We start from the raw sequence: 16,939 nt of genomic DNA on the forward strand, positions 1-16,939 counted from the left end.
CTTAGCCGATGCTGCGATTCGTCTGATGACCTGAGCAAAAAATCGGCGAGAGTATGAAGTGTTCTGTCCCGGACCATGCGCCGAAGAAAAGTCGCGACCAACACGACGACGGCGCGGTTGTCCGCGCCGTCGTGCATGGATTTGCTTATCCGATAGCAGTTACGGCCACAGGTGAATCTGCTCGGCGTCGCTTCTCACCATCGGCTGTCCGGCTTTGCAGCTGAAGGTTGCGGCGAAGGCCGGTTGGTTGGCCAGGGGGCCGTTGGTGCGCCAGCGGCCCGGCGCGTGCACGTCGGCGGTGACGCGTTGCACCGCTTCGCTCGGCGATAGTTGCTGCGCCCACAGGCCAGCCCAGGCAGTGTAGAACGCTTGCTTGCCGGTATCGCTGGCAGTGGGTTGTGCGGCGACGTAGGTCTGCCAGGCGAGTTCGACGCTGCCGATGTCGGTCAGGTCCTGGTATTGGGTAAGCGTGCCGTTGACTTTGGCGCCTTTCACGCCGGGGAAATCATAAGCACCGTATTGCGTGGCGGCGCGTGCGGCCAGCGCGTTCCAGGCGTTCTTGTCCTCGGCGCTCCACCAAGTACGCAACTGGCCCTGTGCATCGACCTGACTGCCCTTGTCGTCGATCGCGCCGATCAATTCGTGCGCGACCAGCGCCGCATAGCTGCCGTATAGCGCAGCAGCGTCGCCGCCGCTAGCGAATACGGGCGGTTGCAACACGGCGGCGGTGACGATCAGGCGGTTCTGGGCGATGTCGTAGGTCAGTGCTGGTTGCTGCGGCAACACGTCCCAGCGGCGGTCGGCGTTGCCCTTGCCGATGCGCTTCATTTCTTCGCGATGGCGCCAAGTGGAAGCGATCAGCATGTTGCCGCCGAAGCTGCCGCGGCCGGTTGGTTGCAGGGTGTAGTCGAGGTCGCGATGCGGTGCGCCGACTTCGATCTTCAGGGCGGCCAGCTTGGCTTGCGCTTCGGTGCGTGCGGGTTCGCTGAGCCAGGTACTACGCTTGACTGCGGCGATCTGCGCATCGCGCACTTGGTCGGCGATGGTCTCGGCTTTGTGGCGGGTGTCGGCGTTGAGATAACGGGCGACGTATTCGTGGCCGAGCATTGGCCCGGCAGCGACGTTGATCGCGTCCAGCACCTGTGCCCAGCGTGGCGGTGGCGTGGGTTGGCCTTCCAGTACGCGGCCGCGGAAGTCGAAGTTGGCGTCGCGGAAGCTCTTGGACAGGTATGGCGCCATCGCATCGCCGACGCGCCAGCGCAGGTAGGCCTTCCACTGCTCGGGCTTGATGCTGAGGATCATGCCGTCGAGTTGCTTGAACATGTCCGGATCGGCCATTGACACCAGGTCGTCGTTGACGCCCTGTGCCTTGAGGAAGGCGTCCAGTTGCAGATTGCGATACTGCTTGTTCAAGTCCTTGGTGGAGATCGGCGCGTAGTTGTTGAACGGGTTGTTGATGCCGGCCAGGGATTTGGCGCTGCGCGCCAGCGCGGTTTCGATCTGCAGCACCGACTGCACGTCGGCGTCGAGCGTGGCCGCTGGTGCGCCTGTCAGGGTCAGGATCTGTTTGACGTAGGTCCGGTAGCGGCCCATCAGCGCCAGGGTGTCGGCGTCGGTGCGGGTGTAGAAGGCCGGGTCGGGCAGACCCATGCCGCCCTGCATGAAGTAACCGATGTGGCGGTCCAGCGCCTTCAGGTCGACGTCGGCGCCGAAATTGAACGCGACCGGGATGCCGATCTGATGCAGCGCGGCGATCGAGGCTGGTACGTCCTTGGCTTTCTTGATCGCATCGATGCGGCTGAGGAGCGGCGCAATCGGAGTGGAGCCATCTTTCTCCACCGCGGCCTCGTCCAGGCCGCTGGCCCAGAAGTCGCCCAGTGCCTTCTGCACTTGGTTCTGCGGTGACTGCATTGCCGCCTCGAGCAGGTCGCGTTGCTGCTGTTGGGCGTGCTCGGCGAGTTGGCTCAGAGCGGTGACTGCGCCGGTTTGCGGCACCGGGTTGCGCTTCAACCAATCCGCATTGGCGTCGCCGTAGAAATCGCTGCAGGCGGCGCTGACGGCGGGGGGCTTGGGGGCAGCGGCATGTTTCTTTTTGGGCGCAGCATCGGTGGTGGATGCCAGGGCGATCAGGCCGAGGGTGACGGCAAGTGCAAGCGGACGAGCAATGAGCATCTGGAACGCATCCGGTCAGGAATCAAGTCGACAAGTTTAACAAGCCGCGACGTGCAACTGTGGCGATGGTGCGTGGTGTGTCGTGCCGCGCGCGTCGGCAGTGGCACGCTGCGCGTTCGCCAGGCAAGGAAAAGGCCCGGACATGCCGGGCCTTTTCGATGGACGCTGCGTGTGTGCGGCGTTTACCAGATCACCACCTGCTTGTCGCCGCTACGCACCATCGGGGCTCCCGGCTTGCACTGGAACGCTGCGGCGAACGCCGGCAGGTTCGAGGGAGCGCCGATCGCACGGAACTGCGACGGGGCGTGCGGGTCGGTGATCAGCAGCATCATCGCGGTCTGCGGAGTGTATTTGGTCCGCCACACCGTGGCCCAGTTGATGAAGAAATTCTGGTCGCGGGCCATGCCGTTGACCTTCGGGTCGTCCTTGCCCTCGGTGGCTTTCTTGAAGGCATCGTAGGCGGTGGTCAGACCGCCCAGGTCGGCGATGTTTTCGCCCAGGGTCAGCTTGCCGTTGACTGGTTTACCGTCCACTTTGTAAGCGTCGAACTGCTTGACCAGTTTGCCGGTGAGCGCGGCGAATTTCTTGGCGTCGGCCTTGGTCCACCAGTCTTCCATGTTGCCGGTCGGCCCGAAGCGCGCGCCCTGGTCGTCGTAGGCGTGGGTCATCTCGTGGCCGATCACCGCGCCGATGCCGCCGTAGTTGAACGCGTCGTCGGTCTTCGGGTCGAAGAACGGCGGTTGCAGGATCGCCGCGGGGAACACGATCTCGTTGCGCTGCGCGTTGTAGTACGCGTTGACCGTTTGCGGAGTCATGTCCCACTCGGTCTTGTCCACCGGCTTGCCGATTTTGCTCAGTACGTACTTGTAGTTGAAGGCGTTGGCGGCGCGCACGTTGTCCAGGTAGCTGTCGCGCTGCGTGTTCAGGCCGCTGTAGTCGCGCCACTTGTCCGGGTAGCCGATCTTCGGGGTGAAGGTCTTCCACTTGTCCAGGGCTTTTGCCTTGGTTTCCTCGCTCATCCAGGTGAGCTTTTCGATCCGCGCTTTCAACGCTTGACGCAGGTTGTCGACCAACTGCTCCATCTTGGCCTTGTCGTCGGCGGAGAAGGCAACCTTGACGTACATCTGGCCCATTGCCTCGCCAGCGCCGTCCTGGATGCTGTGGAGAACGCGCTTCCAGCGCGGCTTCATCTCCGCCTGGCCGTTGAGTTCCTTGTTGTAGAACGCGAAACGTTCCTGTACGAAGGCATCGCTCAGGTAGGGCGAGGCGTTATCCACGGTGTGGAAGCGCAGATAGGCGCGCCACACCGCCGGATCGGTATCGCCCAACGCCTTGCTGACCTCCTGGTGGAAGGCGGGGATTGCCAGCGAGAACTTCTCCGGCACCGCCACGCCTTGCGATTCGAAGAATTTGGTCCAGGGGAAGTTCGGAGTCAGCTTGTCGGCTTCGGCCGGGGTGATCGGGTTGTAGGACAGCGCTTCATCGCGCGACAGTTGTTCGATTGACTTGGAGACTTTGGCCAAGCGCGTTTCCAGCGCCACCACGTCCTGCGCTTGCTTGGCGGCGTCGGTCGTTGGCACGCCGGACAGTTCCAGTACCTTGGCGACGTGTGCCTGGTACGCCTTCAGCTTGTCCTTTTTGTCGGCATCGAGGTAGTAGCCGCGGTCGGGCAGGCCGAGGTCGCCTTGCATGGTGTAGGCCATGTTCATGGACGAGTTCTTGTAGTCGGGCCCCGCGTAAAAAGAGAACAGGGTTTTCTCGCCCTTGGCCGCGCTCTGGCGCAGGTAGTCCGCCACCGCTGGGCCATCCTTGAGGTTGTCGATCGCGCTCAGCTCGGCCTTCAGCGGGGCGAGGCCCTGCGCGTTGATCTTGGCTTCGTCCATGCCGGAGGCCCAGAAGTCGCCGACGATTTTTTCCACGCCCTTTGCGTTGGTTGCGGCGGCAGCCTGTTCGGCCAGTTGGTGCTGCACGGCGACCGAGCGCTCCTCCAGGATCGAGAACGAGCCCCAAGTGCTGCGGTCCTTGGGGATCTCGTGTGTGGCCAGCCATTTTCCGTTGACGTAGCCATTGAAGTCGTCGCAGGCGTTCTTGCTGGGATCCAGATCGTCGATGTTGAATGCGCTGTAGGGTGGCAGCTTGCTGGTGTCGAGGGTGAGTTCGGCGGCGGCGGGCGCGGGGGCTGGTGCGGTTGTCGCGGCCGGCTTGGCGGTGTCGGGGGCGACCGCGTCGTGCTTGCCGCAGCCGCTCAGTGCGGCGCTCACGGCGAGGGACAGCAGCAAGATCTTAGGGGTGCGAAGGGTCACTGTGAGGCTCCAGGCCAGCGTGGATACGGAATGGCCCGGATGGGCCGAGGGCAGACTCTATCGTGCTTCAGGGTGGGCAAGGGGTGTCGAAGGTCATGGGCATGGCGTGATGGTCGACCACGCTGCCGCTGCCACGGGACTGGCTTACCATGCTCGCCATGCGCAGCCAGCCGCCATGCGATGCCCTGATCGTGGGCGCCGGCCACAATGGTTTGGTCTGCGCCGCGTATCTGGCGCGTGCCGGTTGGACGGTGACGGTGCTGGAGCGGCGCGGCGTGGTCGGTGGCGCCGCGGTCACCGAGGAGTTCCACCCAGGATTCCGCAACTCGGTGGCGTCTTATACGGTGTCGCTGCTGCAGCCCAAAGTGATTGCCGACCTCGATCTGGCCGGGCATGGCCTGCGCATCGTGCCGCGACGCCGCAACAATTTCCTGCCGTTGCCGAACGACCGTTATCTACTGACCGGCGCTGGCCTGACCCAGTCCGAAATCGCCAAATTCTCCGCGCGCGACGCCGCTCGCCTACCCGCCTACGAGGCGCGGCTGGAACGCATTGCCGACGTGCTGCGTGCGCTGGCGTTGCAGCCGCCACCCAACGTCACCGAGGGCGGCTGGTGGCAGGCGCTACCGGAGTTGCTGCGTGCCGCTCGCCTCGGGCGGTGCCTGCATGCATTGGAGGCGACCTTGCGCCAGGAGTTGCTGGATTTGTTCACGCTCTCGGCCGCCGAGTATCTGGAGCGCTGGTTCGAGAGCGAACCGGTCAAGGCCTTGTTCGGCTTCGACGGCATCGTCGGCAACTACGCTAGCCCGTACACGCCGGGTTCGGCCTACGTGCTGTTGCACCATGTGTTCGGCGAAAGCAACGGGGTCAAGGGCGCCTGGGGGCACGCGCTGGGCGGCATGGGCGCGATCACGCAGGCGATGGCCAAGGCCGCAGTCGCGGCCGGCGCCCGCATCCGTACCGATGTCGGTGTGGCTGAGATTTTGGTCAAGGACGGACGCGCAGTCGGCGTGCTGACCGAACGTGGCGAACGTGTGTACGCGCGGCATGTGGTCGCCAACGTCAATCCCAAGTTGCTTTACGAACGCCTGCTCGACCCCAGGCACGTGCCGGCCGCCACCTTGGAGCGCATGGCGCACTGGCGCTGTGGTTCCGGCACGTTTCGCATGAACGTGGCGCTATCGCGGTTGCCCACGTTCCGCGCGTTGCCCGAGCCAGGCGATCATCTCACCGCCGGCATCGTGCTGGCGCCGAGCCTGGACTACATGGATCGTGCCTACCACGATGCGCGTGCGCAGGGCTGGTCGCGCGACCCGATCATTGAATTGCTCATTCCGAGCACGTTGGATACATCGCTGGCGCCGCCCGGTCAGCACGTGGCCAGTCTGTTCTGCCAGCACGTGGCGCCGCAATTGCCGCAGGGGCGTTCGTGGGATGCGTATCGCGACGTGGTCGCGGACCTGATGATCGCTACCGTCGAGCGTTACGCGCCGGGTTTCGCCGCCTCGGTGTTGGGGCGGCAGGTGCTGACTCCGCTGGACCTGGAGCGCACGTTCGGTTTGGTCGGCGGCGACATTTTTCATGGTGCGTTGAGCCTCAACCAGTTGTTCAGTGCGCGGCCGATGCTTGGCCAAGCCGCGTATCGCGGTGCGATTGCTGGCTTGTTTCTATGTGGGTCTGGTACGCATCCTGGCGGTGGCGTGACTGGCGCGCCCGGCCACAACGCGGCGATGGCCCTGTTGCGTGGTTGAGCTGCGTCGCTGTTTGCGCAGAGTAAGGCAAGCAATCGCGCATCGGTTCGAGCGAGGCGATCGTGGAATAGGCGGCGCGGCCTAGCGTGGATTCGTGGCGCGATGGCGGACGCACCGCGGTGTGGCGATGTCTGTCGATATGGTCGCCTCGTCTGTGGACTTCAAACGCCGCCGCCTACTCTGCCGGGCGCGAAGGGCGGTGTGTGCGCTTATCAAAAGCGCGTAATTTTCGCTTGGCGGCGATGTGTCATGGGCCGTATATGCCGTGAAGTGGTGATGATGTACGTACAAAATTCCAATTACAGCGTACGCAAAAAAGCCCACCCGCGGGGGTGGGCTTTTCCGATTGTGCGTATCCGCTTACTTGCCGAACGCGTAATGCATTTGCAGGTAGTACGCGCGGCCGTACACGTCGTAGTTGTAATCGTTGTACGCCCAATATGTGCTGCCAGGATAGGACTTGTCGAGCGGCGGCATCTTGTTGAACACGTTGGTCACCATCAGCGACAGCTCCATGCCCTCGAATGCCTTGTAGGTGATGCTGGCGTTGTGGGTGATGTGCGAAGGAAGTTTCCCGCCTCGCGTTCCGGCATAGCCATCGGCGTTCAATGTCGCGGCATAGTTGGGCGTCTTGTCGAACCAGTTGGCATACCAGGTGGTCGAGAAGTCGCCGATATCCCAGGTGAGCGCCGCATCGGCCTTGCGCTTGGGATCGGTACTCCAGTATGGATCGTTGAGCAGATCCACTGGGGTGTCCCCGGCGTAGCGCACGTACTTGTGGCGCAGGTTCTGGGTGTAGCTGACAATACTGCTCAGGTCACCCCAGCGTCCCAGGTCGTAGCCATAACGTAAGGAGGCGATGACTGTTTCCAGTTTCTGGTTGGATACGTTGATCTTCGGCGTATAGATGGTGGCGAGTTGGCCCGTCGAATCGCGGGTGACCTGTGATTCGGCGGCTTGGCACAGTGCCGAGCTGGGGGAGTCGATGCCGGCGCGGCAGCGGTAGTCCTGCAGGCTCAGCGCATCGGAGCTTTGCAGGGTGACTTCATCGCTGATATCCCAGTTGAGATAGTCGACAGTCAGGGCCATGCGCTCCACCGGCGACCACACGAAGCCTGCGCTCCACACCGTGGCGTTGATCGGCTTCAGCCCCAAGTTGCCGGACTGCGTGCCGAAGAACTGGGCGCTGGAATACTGTTGTGGGCAATTATCGGTGTTGCCTGGCAGGTAGCCGCGCTGTGCGCACTGGTAGTAGTCGGTCACGGTGTTGTAATAGCCGCTCTTGCCTTGGTAAAGATCGGACAGGGTCGGTGCACGGAACGCGGTGCCGTATTTGCCACGCAGCAGCAGCGATTCGAACGGACGGTACTCCAGTGCGACGCTGTAGGTCGGCTTGTCGATGGTGCGGCCGCTGGCCTTGAACGCGTCGTAGCGGCCTGCCAGGGTGATGGTCAGTGGGTCGAAGACCGGCATGCGCAGTTCCGAGGTCAGCGCGTAGCGGTCGCGCTGACCGCCGCCGGACACCGCCGTCAAACCCCAGATACCACCGTTGAGGATCGCAGGATCCGGGGCGTAGTTCCATTTTTGTTTGCCGTATTCGCCGACCACGGCCAAGCCGGCATCGCCGCCGGGCAGGCTGAATAGCTTGGCATTGAGCGCCTGCAGGCGAATCATGCCGTCGGAGGTTTTGCTCTTGTTGGTGGCATAACCGGTGAAGCTGGCGAATTCCTGTTGACTGATCGGCTGGTAGAACGCCGCGTAGTTCGGCGAATAGACCGGGTAGGTGCCATAGATCGGGTCCACGCCGAGTTGCGGGCCGAGTACCTTGTTGATGAAAAATTGATCGATTGCTGGCTTGTAGCGGACAAAATTGTTTTCTTGGAGTTTGTACTGGGTGTAGGTGACGCCGGCATCGTAGTCCCAGGTCGATTGGCTGAGTGTGCCTTTGGCGCCAAACGTGACGCGCACCGACTCGCTCTTGTCGTGAGACATGGTGTCCTTGATGCCATTGACGCCCATTTCCTCTGGGGCAAAACTGCGTTGCAGGTTGACCAGATCGCCGATATTCGGGTCGTAGTAATAGCCGAAATCTGACGCTGTGTTCCACCAAATATAGTTTGACCCTATGTGGTACTTGGTTTGTTCGTGGTTGTAGAGCGTGTCGCCGTAGAGTTGGACGTTATCATTTATGTCGTGGGTGCCGTGCAGGTAGACTTGCGCGGATTTGAGGCTGCTGTTGAGGGTTCGATAACCCGGTACATAGGCCGAGCCGCAGTAATATTCATCGCCAAAACCGACCCGGCGTTGCAACGCTTCGGTGCCGTTGAACAGGCCGGAGACGTTCTGGCATCGCGCTGGATCCAGGAAGTGGTAGCTTGTTTTCTTGCCGTAGACCAGAAAGTTGCGTCCAACCAATTGTGGGGAATACCCCTGGGTGTTGAACTGCTTGGTCAGGTCGCGCTGGTAGGCCCAGATCGGGTCCCTTTCCTCGTACTGCACACCGCCCAGTAGGCTGGTACGGCCGTCGGAGGAGGTCCAGCCATCGGCGAAGGTCGTGCGGAAGTTGTTGCCGCCGCCTTCGAAGTAGCGGCCGCCACGGATGCTGAACACCGCGCCGTCCAGCTTCTTCTTGAGGATCACGTTGATGACGCCGGCGATGGCGTCGGAGCCATACAGGGCCGATTGGCCGCCCGGCAGAATCTCGATGCGGTCGATCAGGTCGATCGGAATGCCGCTGATGTTGTTGAAGGTATCGGTGCCGTCGTACAGCGCGGGGTAGTTCGACATCGGACGGCCGTCGATCAGGTATTTCACGTACCCCTGTGGCAGGCCGAACAGGCTGACGGACTTCGCGCCCTGGGTGAAGGTGCCCGAGCTTTGCCCGCCTTCCACTCCGCCGGTGGCGAAGGAGCTCTTCTGCAGCACTTCGGCGACGCTGCTGAAGCCGCGTGCCTTGATTTCCTCGGCATCGATCGTGGTGACCGGGGTGGCGATCTCGATCTGGCTTTGCGGAATCAGCGAGCCGGTGACGGTGATCTTGCTTAGGTTCGTCGTCTTGTCGGTCGACTTGCCATCGGATGCGCTGTCCTGCGCAAGGGCGTTGAACGCTGTTGGGAGCAACATGGCCGAGACAAGTGCGGCACTGAGTTGGCGATGCATGAAATAACGAGTGTGACGAGCAGTCATGATTTTTCTGTTCCCGAAAATCAATCGATGAGAGGGGGGACTCGGCCTCGTGCCACGACATGTGTGTCGAAAGTTGGATCGCTTCCCGCGATGTGACCAAACGTAACACGGACTTAACGGTTGACTTTATGAGCCTGTCTCTTTTTTTGTCTACGGACTGCATATGTCTGGATTCAATGGCAAACATCGGTGAAACAGCCGATTACGTGCAGCGGATGACCGATTCGCATCATGTTGGGGCGTTGTATGTACATGATGCTGAATGGATGCATTGGGCGAGCAGGCGAACGACGTGCGGTCCCTAACGAATGCATGTCTGGAGGTGGTGCTGGTGTCCGCGGGCGACGCACGGCTCGCACCAGATCGGTGATTCTGTTTCTCCCGGATGGGGCGGGAGCGGCGAGTGACGGTCACGATGCGTGCCTTGCGCGCCGTTGCCGGTGCGCTTCGATTGGCGTGCCCGCGTCGGGCCATCGCGTCCGTACACGGGGCGTTCGGGTGCCGATTGCGCAAATTTGCGCGGCAGGCGTGGGTACAGAAGCACATGGCCGAGGATGGCGAATGCCTCGCACTTGTATAGTCGTATGTCCATCTGATCCCTCGCGTCGCGACCGCTGGGTCAACAGCCATGGCCGCGGTGCGGTCCTGTCCCCGTCTCCCGCTTGCCGCGCAGTGCCCTGCGTGCAAGCGTTTCATTTCATTCGATGAGTTTCCCAATGACCGAACATCTCCGCCTTCCCGCCCACGCCGTCCAGCCCAAACTCGCGCCGCATCCCCGTATCCGTAATGTCATCGCCGTCGGTTCCGGTAAGGGCGGGGTGGGCAAGTCCACCACGGCAGTGAATCTGGCCCTGGCCCTGCAGCGTCAGGGGGCACGGGTCGGGGTGCTGGATGCCGATGTCTATGGGCCCAGCGTGCCGGCGATGCTCGGGTTGAGCGGTCGGCCGGACAGCCCGGACGATAAGACGATCGAACCGATGCGCGCTTTTGGCATCGAGGCGATGTCGATCGGCCTGCTGGTGGACCAAGACACGCCGATGATCTGGCGCGGGCCGATGGCGACCTCGGCGTTGACTCAGTTGTTCGCCGACACGCTGTGGGACGACTTGGACTGCCTGCTGATCGATCTGCCGCCGGGTACCGGCGACATCCAGTTGACCCTGGCGCAGAAGATCCCGGTGGCCGGTGCGGTGATCGTCACCACTCCGCAGGATATCGCCACGCTGGACGCAAAAAAGGCGCTGAAGATGTTCGAGAAGGTCGAGGTGCCGGTGCTGGGCATCGTCGAGAACATGGCGATGCACACGTGCAGCCAGTGCGGCCATGTTGAGCATGTGTTCGGTGCGGGCGGCGGCCAGCGCATGGCGCAGGAGTATGGAGTGCCGCTGTTGGGGGCGCTGCCGCTGGCGATTGCGATACGCGAGCAAGGCGATGCCGGCACGCCGATCGTGGTGGCCGCGCCGGAGTCGGTTGCGGCACAAGCCTATATGTCCACGGCGCAGCGCTTGGTCGAGGAGTTGCGCAAGCGGCCGCGTGCGGCTATCCCGATTGCCGCGGCGTTGCGCTGAGGGCCGGAGCCGCTCGGCGAATGGCCCACGACCAGCTAGAATCGCCGGCTGTTGCGGCCCGTTTTCGGCGTCGGTCGCGTTTCCGGCGTGCAGGCCGTGGCCTGCCGCCATCGGCATCAGGACTACCCATGAGCATCAAGAGCGACCGTTGGATCCGCCGCATGTCCGAACAGCACGGCATGATCGCGCCGTACGAACCGGGCCAGGTCAAACAGGTCAATGGCGAGCGCATCGTCAGTTATGGCACCTCCAGTTACGGCTATGACGTGCGTTGTTCGCGCGAATTCAAGGTCTTCACCAACATCAACTCGACCATCGTCGATCCCAAGCACTTCGACAACGGGAGTTTCGTCGACATCGAATCGGATGTCTGCATCATCCCGCCCAACAGTTTCGCCTTGGCGCGCACGGTGGAGTACTTCCGCATTCCACGCAGTACGCTGGTGGTTTGCCTGGGCAAGAGCACTTACGCGCGCTGCGGCATCATCGTCAACGTGACCCCGCTGGAGCCGGAGTGGGAGGGGCACGTGACCCTGGAGTTCAGCAATACCACACCCCTGCCAGCGCGCATCTATGCCAATGAAGGTGTCGCGCAGATGCTGTTCTTCGAGTCCGACGAGATCTGCGAAACCAGCTACAAGGACCGCGGTGGCAAGTACCAGGGCCAGACCGGCGTGACCTTGCCCAGAACCTGAGTTTCCCTTTCGATCACGAGGGCCCCCCAGACAAGCGCTGCTGGCACGATCCGAGCGCTGGCGCCTGGGTGTTCAATGTCCGTCGTTGATCCGCCACGCCGCCGCCATGTGTCGGTGTCGGCGGTTATTTGCCGCGGCCGAACAACATGCCGACGCCGACCGCGACCAGAATTGCCGGCCACCAGGTCGCGATCAATCGGCCCAGGCTCAGATGGGTCCAGCCCAGGTTGTTGGCCAGGAACACCAGGCCGATCAGGATCAGCACGATGGCGGCGATCGCATTGGATTTCATGGAGGCGCGGTTTCTGCAAAAAGGGAGCTTATCGTAGCCGCTGGCGCCAGACCGCGACACGCGCCTGGAGCAGGTCGGCTGGCAGCCGCTGGGCTGGGCCGCTGCCCCAGGCCGGTCCGGGCCAAGCTGCATCGCCCGGATGCCGCCCCAGCACATGCACGTGCAATTGCGCCACAACGTTGCCCAGTGCGCCGATATTGAGCTTGCGCACGTCCGGCTCCTGGCGCAGCAACTGCGAGAGTTGATTGATCTCTGCCAACAGTAGGCGCTGCTGGTTGCCGTCCAGGTCGATCCATTCGCTGGCATCGGCCACCCGCGGTACCAGCAGCAGCCACGGGAAGCGGGCATCGTCCATCAGCCGGACTTGCGACAGTGGTCCGTCGGCGACGAACGCACTGTCGGCGTGCAGGCGTGGATCGAGCATGAACTCGGCCATGGCCGTGACTCAACCCAGGTGCTCGGCGAGGAAGGCCAGGCTGCGTTCGCGTGCGCGCTCGGCGCTGTCCGGGTCGTGGTGATGCGGATCGACGTGGCGGTCGAAGCCGTGTCCGGCCGGATACACGAAGGTCTGCATCTGCGGCAGTTTTTCGCGGTGCTGCTGCACCGCTTCGGCCGGGATGCTGTTGTCGTGCGCGCCGAAGTGGAACAGCACCGGCGCCTTCGGCGTCTCGTCCAGAAACTGGGTGTTGCGCCCGCCGTAGTAGCTCACCGAGGGCAGGCCCAAGCGCAGTGCCGCCAGCAGTGCGACGCTGCCGCCCCAGCAGTAGCCGAGGGTGCCGACCTTGCCTGCCGGGGCCAGCGTCTGTGCGGCGGCCTGCATGATGTCCAAGGCCCGCTCGAAGCCGAGCGCACCGACCAGCTCCAGGCCCTTGTGCACGCCGTCCTGGTCGTATGTCAGTTGCACGTCTTTCTCGATCGGATCGAACAGCGCCGGCGCCAGCACCGCGTAGCCCTGGGCGGCATAGCGCTCGGCGACTTCGCGGATGTAGGCGGTGACGCCGAAGATTTCCTGGATGATCACCAGCCCGGCGCGCGGGATGCCGTCTGGCTGAGCGTGCCAGGCGGAGACCTGGCCGTGCGCGGTGGAGAGGGTGATCCAGTGGCCCATGGTGCGCTCCTGTGGCGGAAGATGCGGTGGATTATCCATGGCTGCGACCAAGGCGGGGGAACGGGTGAAGGGCTGGGTGCTGGCATGCCGCGCAAGCCACCTTGGCCCGCTATGATCCGCGTGCTTTTTCTTCCCGGCCCCGGAACCCGGCCCCATGTCTCTTGCGAAGCCCAAAGTCGGCTTCGTCAGCCTCGGCTGACTGAAGGCCCTGGTCGACTCCGAACGCATCCTCACCCAGTTGCGCGCGGAGGGTTATGCGATCGTGCCCAGCTACGACGCGGCCGATGTGGTGGTGGTCAATACCTGTGGCTTCATCGAACGGCAAGGTGATTGTCACCGGTTGCCTTGGCAAGCGCTCGGAGCAGATTCGCGCGGCGTACCCGGATGTGCTGGCGGTGTCCGGACCGCAGGACTATCAGAGCGTGATGGAGGCGGTGCATGCGGCGCTGCCGCCGCGTCACGATCCGTTCGTGGACCTGCTGCCGCGCGGTCGCGGCAGCAGCGAGGACGACATCGGGGTCAAGCTGACCCCGCGCCATTACGCGTATCTGAAGATCTCCGAAGGCTGCAATCACCGTTGCAGCTTCTGCATCATTCCGTCGATGCGGGGCGATCTGGTGTCGCGCCCGGTCGATGAGGTGTTACGCGAGGCCGAGCGTCTGGTCAAAGGCGGGGTGCGCGAATTGCTGATCGTCTCGCAGGATACCTCTGCTTATGGCGTGGATCTGAAGTACGCAGAGCGTGAGTGGCGCGGTCGCGCCTATCAGACGCGGATGACGGCGCTGTGCGAGGGATTGGCGGAACTGGGCGCATGGACGCGGCTGCATTACGTGTATCCGTATCCGCATGTGGATGACGTGATCCCGTTGATGGCCGAAGGCAAGTTGCTGCCATACCTGGACATCCCGTTTCAACACGCCAGCCCGCGCATTCTCAAACTGATGAAGCGGCCGGGCGCGGTCGAGCGCACACTGGAACGCGTGCAGCGCTGGCGCGCGTTGTGCCCGGACATCACCTTGCGCTCGACCTTCATCGTTGGCTTCCCAGGCGAGACCGACGCCGAGTTCGAACAGTTGCTGGAGTTCCTGGACGCCGCCCAACTCGACCGTGTCGGCGCCTTCGCCTACTCGCCAGTGGAAGGCGCCAGTGCCAACGCCTTGCCGGATCCGGTGCCGGAGGCGCTCAAGCAGGAACGGTTGGCGCGCTTCATGGCGCGGCAGGCGGAAATTTCTGCGGCACGCTTGGACGCCAAGATCGGCAGCGTGCAGGAATGCCTGGTGGATTTGCTGGAAGACAGCATTGCGGTGGCGCGTTCCAAGGCCGATGCGCCCGAGATCGATGGCCTTGTGCATATCCAAAATGGCGCCGAAAGCGGCCTCAAACCAGGCGATCTGGTCCAGGTGGAAATCACCGACAGCGACGAACACGATCTGTTCGGCGATGCCTTGCCGGCGCATCAGACACCGTCGCGGTCGCTGGATTTGCGGGTGCTCTGAGGTCGGTTGGATCGGCACATGCGGCGCGTGGCCCTCGCAGGTTCAAGGCGCGCCGTATTCCACCGCCACCACCACGAAACTGTGGCGGCCACCGGGCAATTGCGCTTCCACCTCGTCGTCGATGCGTTTTTTCAGCAGCGCCCGCGCCAGCGGCGAATCGATGCTGATCCAGCCGCGCGCGGCGTCGGTCTCGTCCGGGCCGACGATGCGGTAGCGGCGCAGTTCGCCGCTGTCGACATCCTCCAGTGCGATGCGCGCGCCGAAGAACACCGCCTGCGGGTCCGACGGAGCGTCGGCGACCACGCGCAGCGCTTCCAGGCGTTTGCTCAGGTAGCGCACGCGGCGGTCGATCTCGCCCAATTGCTTTTTGCGGTAGGTGTATTCGGCGTTCTCCGAGCGGTCGCCCTCGGCGGCGGCGGCGGCCAGCGCCCTGACTACCTCCGGGCGGCGCAGGCGCCACAGATCGTCCAGTTCGGCCTTGAGCCGGGCATGGCCTTCCGGGGTGATCAGGGCTGTGCTTTTTTCGGCAGGGGGACGCCAGCGGCTCATCGGGACACAATCACGGTCAAGCGGAGGGCGATGCTAGCGCGTGCATCGGGCGTGCGCACCCGCGTGCGCTAGGCCAGTGCCGGCCCGGCGGTGGCGATGTGAACGATGTCACCCCGCAAACAGTACCGCCATGGCCGCCGGCTTGCCGCAATGCGATGGTGGGGGCTACTCTGCGGCCTTTCCGTCGCCGCGTTCCGCCATGCCCCTTACGTTCCGCCTCTCCAACGTGTGGTCCGTCGGGGCCGCCATGGCGCTGATCTGTGCCGTCCCCTCTGCCCATGCTGCCCGCGTCTCCGCCCGCGATCAGGCCGCCATTGCCGTTCTCGATCAGCGTCTTGTTGCGGCCGAGAAGCGCTACAACGATGCCATGGTGCTGGTCGGCAACAACGACCCCAAGGGCACTCAGGAGAGCGATGCTGCGCTGCAGGATATCGAGGACGTGATCGAAGCCTGCATCAAGCAGCGCAATTGCCAGGTCGGTACCTACCTGGGTGCATACAAGCGTCTGCTGAAAGCCAAAACCGATGCGCAAGGCGCGGCCAGCGATGCCGATGTCGCCACGGATGACGCACCGCCGTTGCAGGCCGATCCGGATCACATCAGTCCGCTGGCCGCCGACGTGCCGGAGGCGTTACGTGCAGCGCGTCTGCTCAGCGATAAGCGTCATGCTTTCGATTCGATGGTGGAATACAACCCGGCGGTGCAGGCCGGTATCCGCCGCTGGCTCACCGACATGCGCCCTGCGCTGATGAGTAGTTATGAGAACTACGAGAACCTGCGCGCGGTCATGTGGCCGGAATGGGAGAAGCGCAACCTGCCCGAGGCGCTGCTGTTCGGCATTATCGCCAAGGAGTCCAACGGTCGCGTGCATGCCAGTTCGCGCGTGGGTGCTGCCGGGTTGATGCAATTCATGCCAGCAACCGGACGCCGTTTCGGTCTGGGGCCAGATGGCACCGGCTTCGATACCCGCTACGACGCGCGTAGCGCCGCCGAGGCCAGCGCCACCTACATCAATGAGCGCATGGCCGAACTCAATCGCAACGTGGAACTGGCGCTGGCCGGTTATAACGGCGGCGAAGGCCGCGCTGCACGGGTGTTCAACCAGATGCAGGGGAATAGTTTTTGGGATGCGGCGGTTTACAACCAGTTTCCGCCCGAGACCAAGGATTATGTGCCGATGGTGATCGCCGCTGCGTGGATCTTTATGCATCCCCAGCAATACGGCGTGGCGTTCCCCAAGGTCAATGCGCAACCGGCCATCCTGCGTCTGGTCAAGACCACCACCATCTACGAGCTGACTATCTGCCTGGGCAGCGATGGCACGCGCGATGGCTACATGCGTGTGTTGCGCAATCTCAACCCGCGCTACGAGCCCGATGGCTGGATTCCAGCCGGGGTGGCTCTCAACGCCACCACCAAGATCGTCGGCTTGTACAGCCGTTACTGCGTGAGTGGCCCGCGCGCCGATCTGGCCCGCGCGCTGATCACCGCCGACGTCAATGCCGCCGTGCGCAGCGGCCGCGGTGCGCCGGCTGCCGATTTCACCGGTAATGTTGCAGTGGGCGATGTCAGGCAGGTTGCTGGTGTGCGGACCACGGTTGCCACCGGTCATCCGGCCTCGGTCAAGCCCAAAGAGAAGCAAAAGCCGGTGCGAAGCTACCGCGTCGCCAAGGGCGACACGTTGGGCAAGATCGCCGACCATCACGACTGCGACATCAAGGAGCTTGCCAAGGCCAACGGTTTGCGCGCGCCTAGCTATGCGGTGAAGCCGGGGCAGTCGTTGAAACTGTCCGGCTGTGAAAAATAGTCGCTGAAAATG

General features: G+C 63.3%; 11 protein-coding genes and 1 pseudogene. 5 read left to right on the forward strand and 7 right to left on the reverse strand.

Features of this window, described 5'->3' with window-relative positions:
- Nucleotides 1–159: 159 nt before the first annotated feature.
- Nucleotides 160–2,172, reverse strand: coding sequence for a M13 family metallopeptidase (locus tag XaFJ1_RS04545; RefSeq protein WP_012915491.1), 2,013 nt, complete (start codon nucleotides 2,170–2,172; stop codon nucleotides 160–162).
- A gap of 182 nt (nucleotides 2,173–2,354) precedes the next feature.
- Entirely contained in the window at nucleotides 2,355–4,475 is a 2,121-nt protein-coding gene (locus XaFJ1_RS04550; RefSeq protein WP_012915492.1) for a M13 family metallopeptidase, read from the reverse strand.
- 158 nt (nucleotides 4,476–4,633) lie between these two features.
- Here XaFJ1_RS04550 and XaFJ1_RS04555 point away from each other — a divergent pair, with 158 nt between their 5' ends.
- Nucleotides 4,634–6,226 (forward strand): phytoene desaturase family protein, encoded by a 1,593-nt coding sequence (locus tag XaFJ1_RS04555; protein ID WP_045756761.1) that lies wholly within the window; start codon nucleotides 4,634–4,636, stop codon nucleotides 6,224–6,226.
- 360 nt (nucleotides 6,227–6,586) lie between these two features.
- Here the strand turns inward: XaFJ1_RS04555 and XaFJ1_RS04560 are convergent, their stop codons facing one another.
- On the reverse strand, nucleotides 6,587–9,349 hold the full coding sequence (locus XaFJ1_RS04560) for a TonB-dependent receptor plug domain-containing protein (protein ID WP_045757213.1): 2,763 nt from the start codon (nucleotides 9,347–9,349) through the stop codon (nucleotides 6,587–6,589).
- A gap of 779 nt (nucleotides 9,350–10,128) precedes the next feature.
- Between XaFJ1_RS04560 and apbC the strand changes: the two genes are divergently transcribed.
- Both apbC and dcd read left to right on the forward strand, forming a co-directional pair.
- Nucleotides 10,129–10,980, forward strand: coding sequence for an iron-sulfur cluster carrier protein ApbC (gene apbC / locus XaFJ1_RS04565; RefSeq protein ID WP_012915495.1), 852 nt, complete (start codon nucleotides 10,129–10,131; stop codon nucleotides 10,978–10,980).
- A gap of 128 nt (nucleotides 10,981–11,108) precedes the next feature.
- A complete protein-coding gene (gene dcd / locus XaFJ1_RS04570) occupies nucleotides 11,109–11,675 on the forward strand; it encodes a dCTP deaminase (protein WP_012915496.1) in 567 nt (188 codons plus the stop codon).
- Nucleotides 11,676–11,799: 124 nt separating this feature from the next.
- Here dcd and XaFJ1_RS15850 read toward each other — a convergent pair whose 3' ends face one another.
- The 3 genes from XaFJ1_RS15850 to XaFJ1_RS04580 are packed head-to-tail and all read right to left on the reverse strand — an operon-like array spanning nucleotide 11,800 to nucleotide 13,075.
- Complete coding sequence (locus XaFJ1_RS15850) at nucleotides 11,800–11,967, reverse strand: LiaI-LiaF-like domain-containing protein (RefSeq protein WP_012915497.1); 168 nt, start codon at nucleotides 11,965–11,967, stop codon at nucleotides 11,800–11,802.
- Between the two features lie 28 nt (nucleotides 11,968–11,995).
- Nucleotides 11,996–12,403 carry an HIT domain-containing protein gene (locus XaFJ1_RS04575; RefSeq protein ID WP_012915498.1) on the reverse strand — a complete coding sequence of 136 codons (408 nt, stop codon included), beginning with the start codon at nucleotides 12,401–12,403 and terminating at the stop codon, nucleotides 11,996–11,998.
- 9 nt (nucleotides 12,404–12,412) lie between these two features.
- The gene (locus XaFJ1_RS04580; protein WP_012915499.1) at nucleotides 12,413–13,075 is read right to left on the reverse strand and encodes a dienelactone hydrolase family protein; all 663 of its coding nucleotides are present in this window, start codon (nucleotides 13,073–13,075) and stop codon (nucleotides 12,413–12,415) included.
- A 199-nt stretch (nucleotides 13,076–13,274) separates the two neighbouring features.
- Between XaFJ1_RS04580 and rimO the strand changes: the two are divergent.
- Nucleotides 13,275–14,571: pseudogene (rimO, locus tag XaFJ1_RS04585) on the forward strand (30S ribosomal protein S12 methylthiotransferase RimO).
- 42 nt (nucleotides 14,572–14,613) lie between these two features.
- On the opposite strand, the gene greB reads toward rimO, so the two are convergent.
- Nucleotides 14,614–15,120 carry a transcription elongation factor GreB gene (gene greB / locus XaFJ1_RS04590; RefSeq protein ID WP_012915501.1) on the reverse strand — a complete coding sequence of 169 codons (507 nt, stop codon included), beginning with the start codon at nucleotides 15,118–15,120 and terminating at the stop codon, nucleotides 14,614–14,616.
- A 199-nt stretch (nucleotides 15,121–15,319) separates the two neighbouring features.
- Here greB and XaFJ1_RS04595 point away from each other — a divergent pair, with 199 nt between their 5' ends.
- Complete coding sequence (locus tag XaFJ1_RS04595; protein WP_012915502.1) at nucleotides 15,320–16,927, forward strand: transglycosylase SLT domain-containing protein; 1,608 nt, start codon at nucleotides 15,320–15,322, stop codon at nucleotides 16,925–16,927.
- Nucleotides 16,928–16,939: the final 12 nt, after the last annotated feature.

This window comes from Xanthomonas albilineans (assembly GCF_009931595.1).
Taxonomy (GTDB): Bacteria; Pseudomonadota; Gammaproteobacteria; order Xanthomonadales; family Xanthomonadaceae; genus Xanthomonas_A; species Xanthomonas_A albilineans.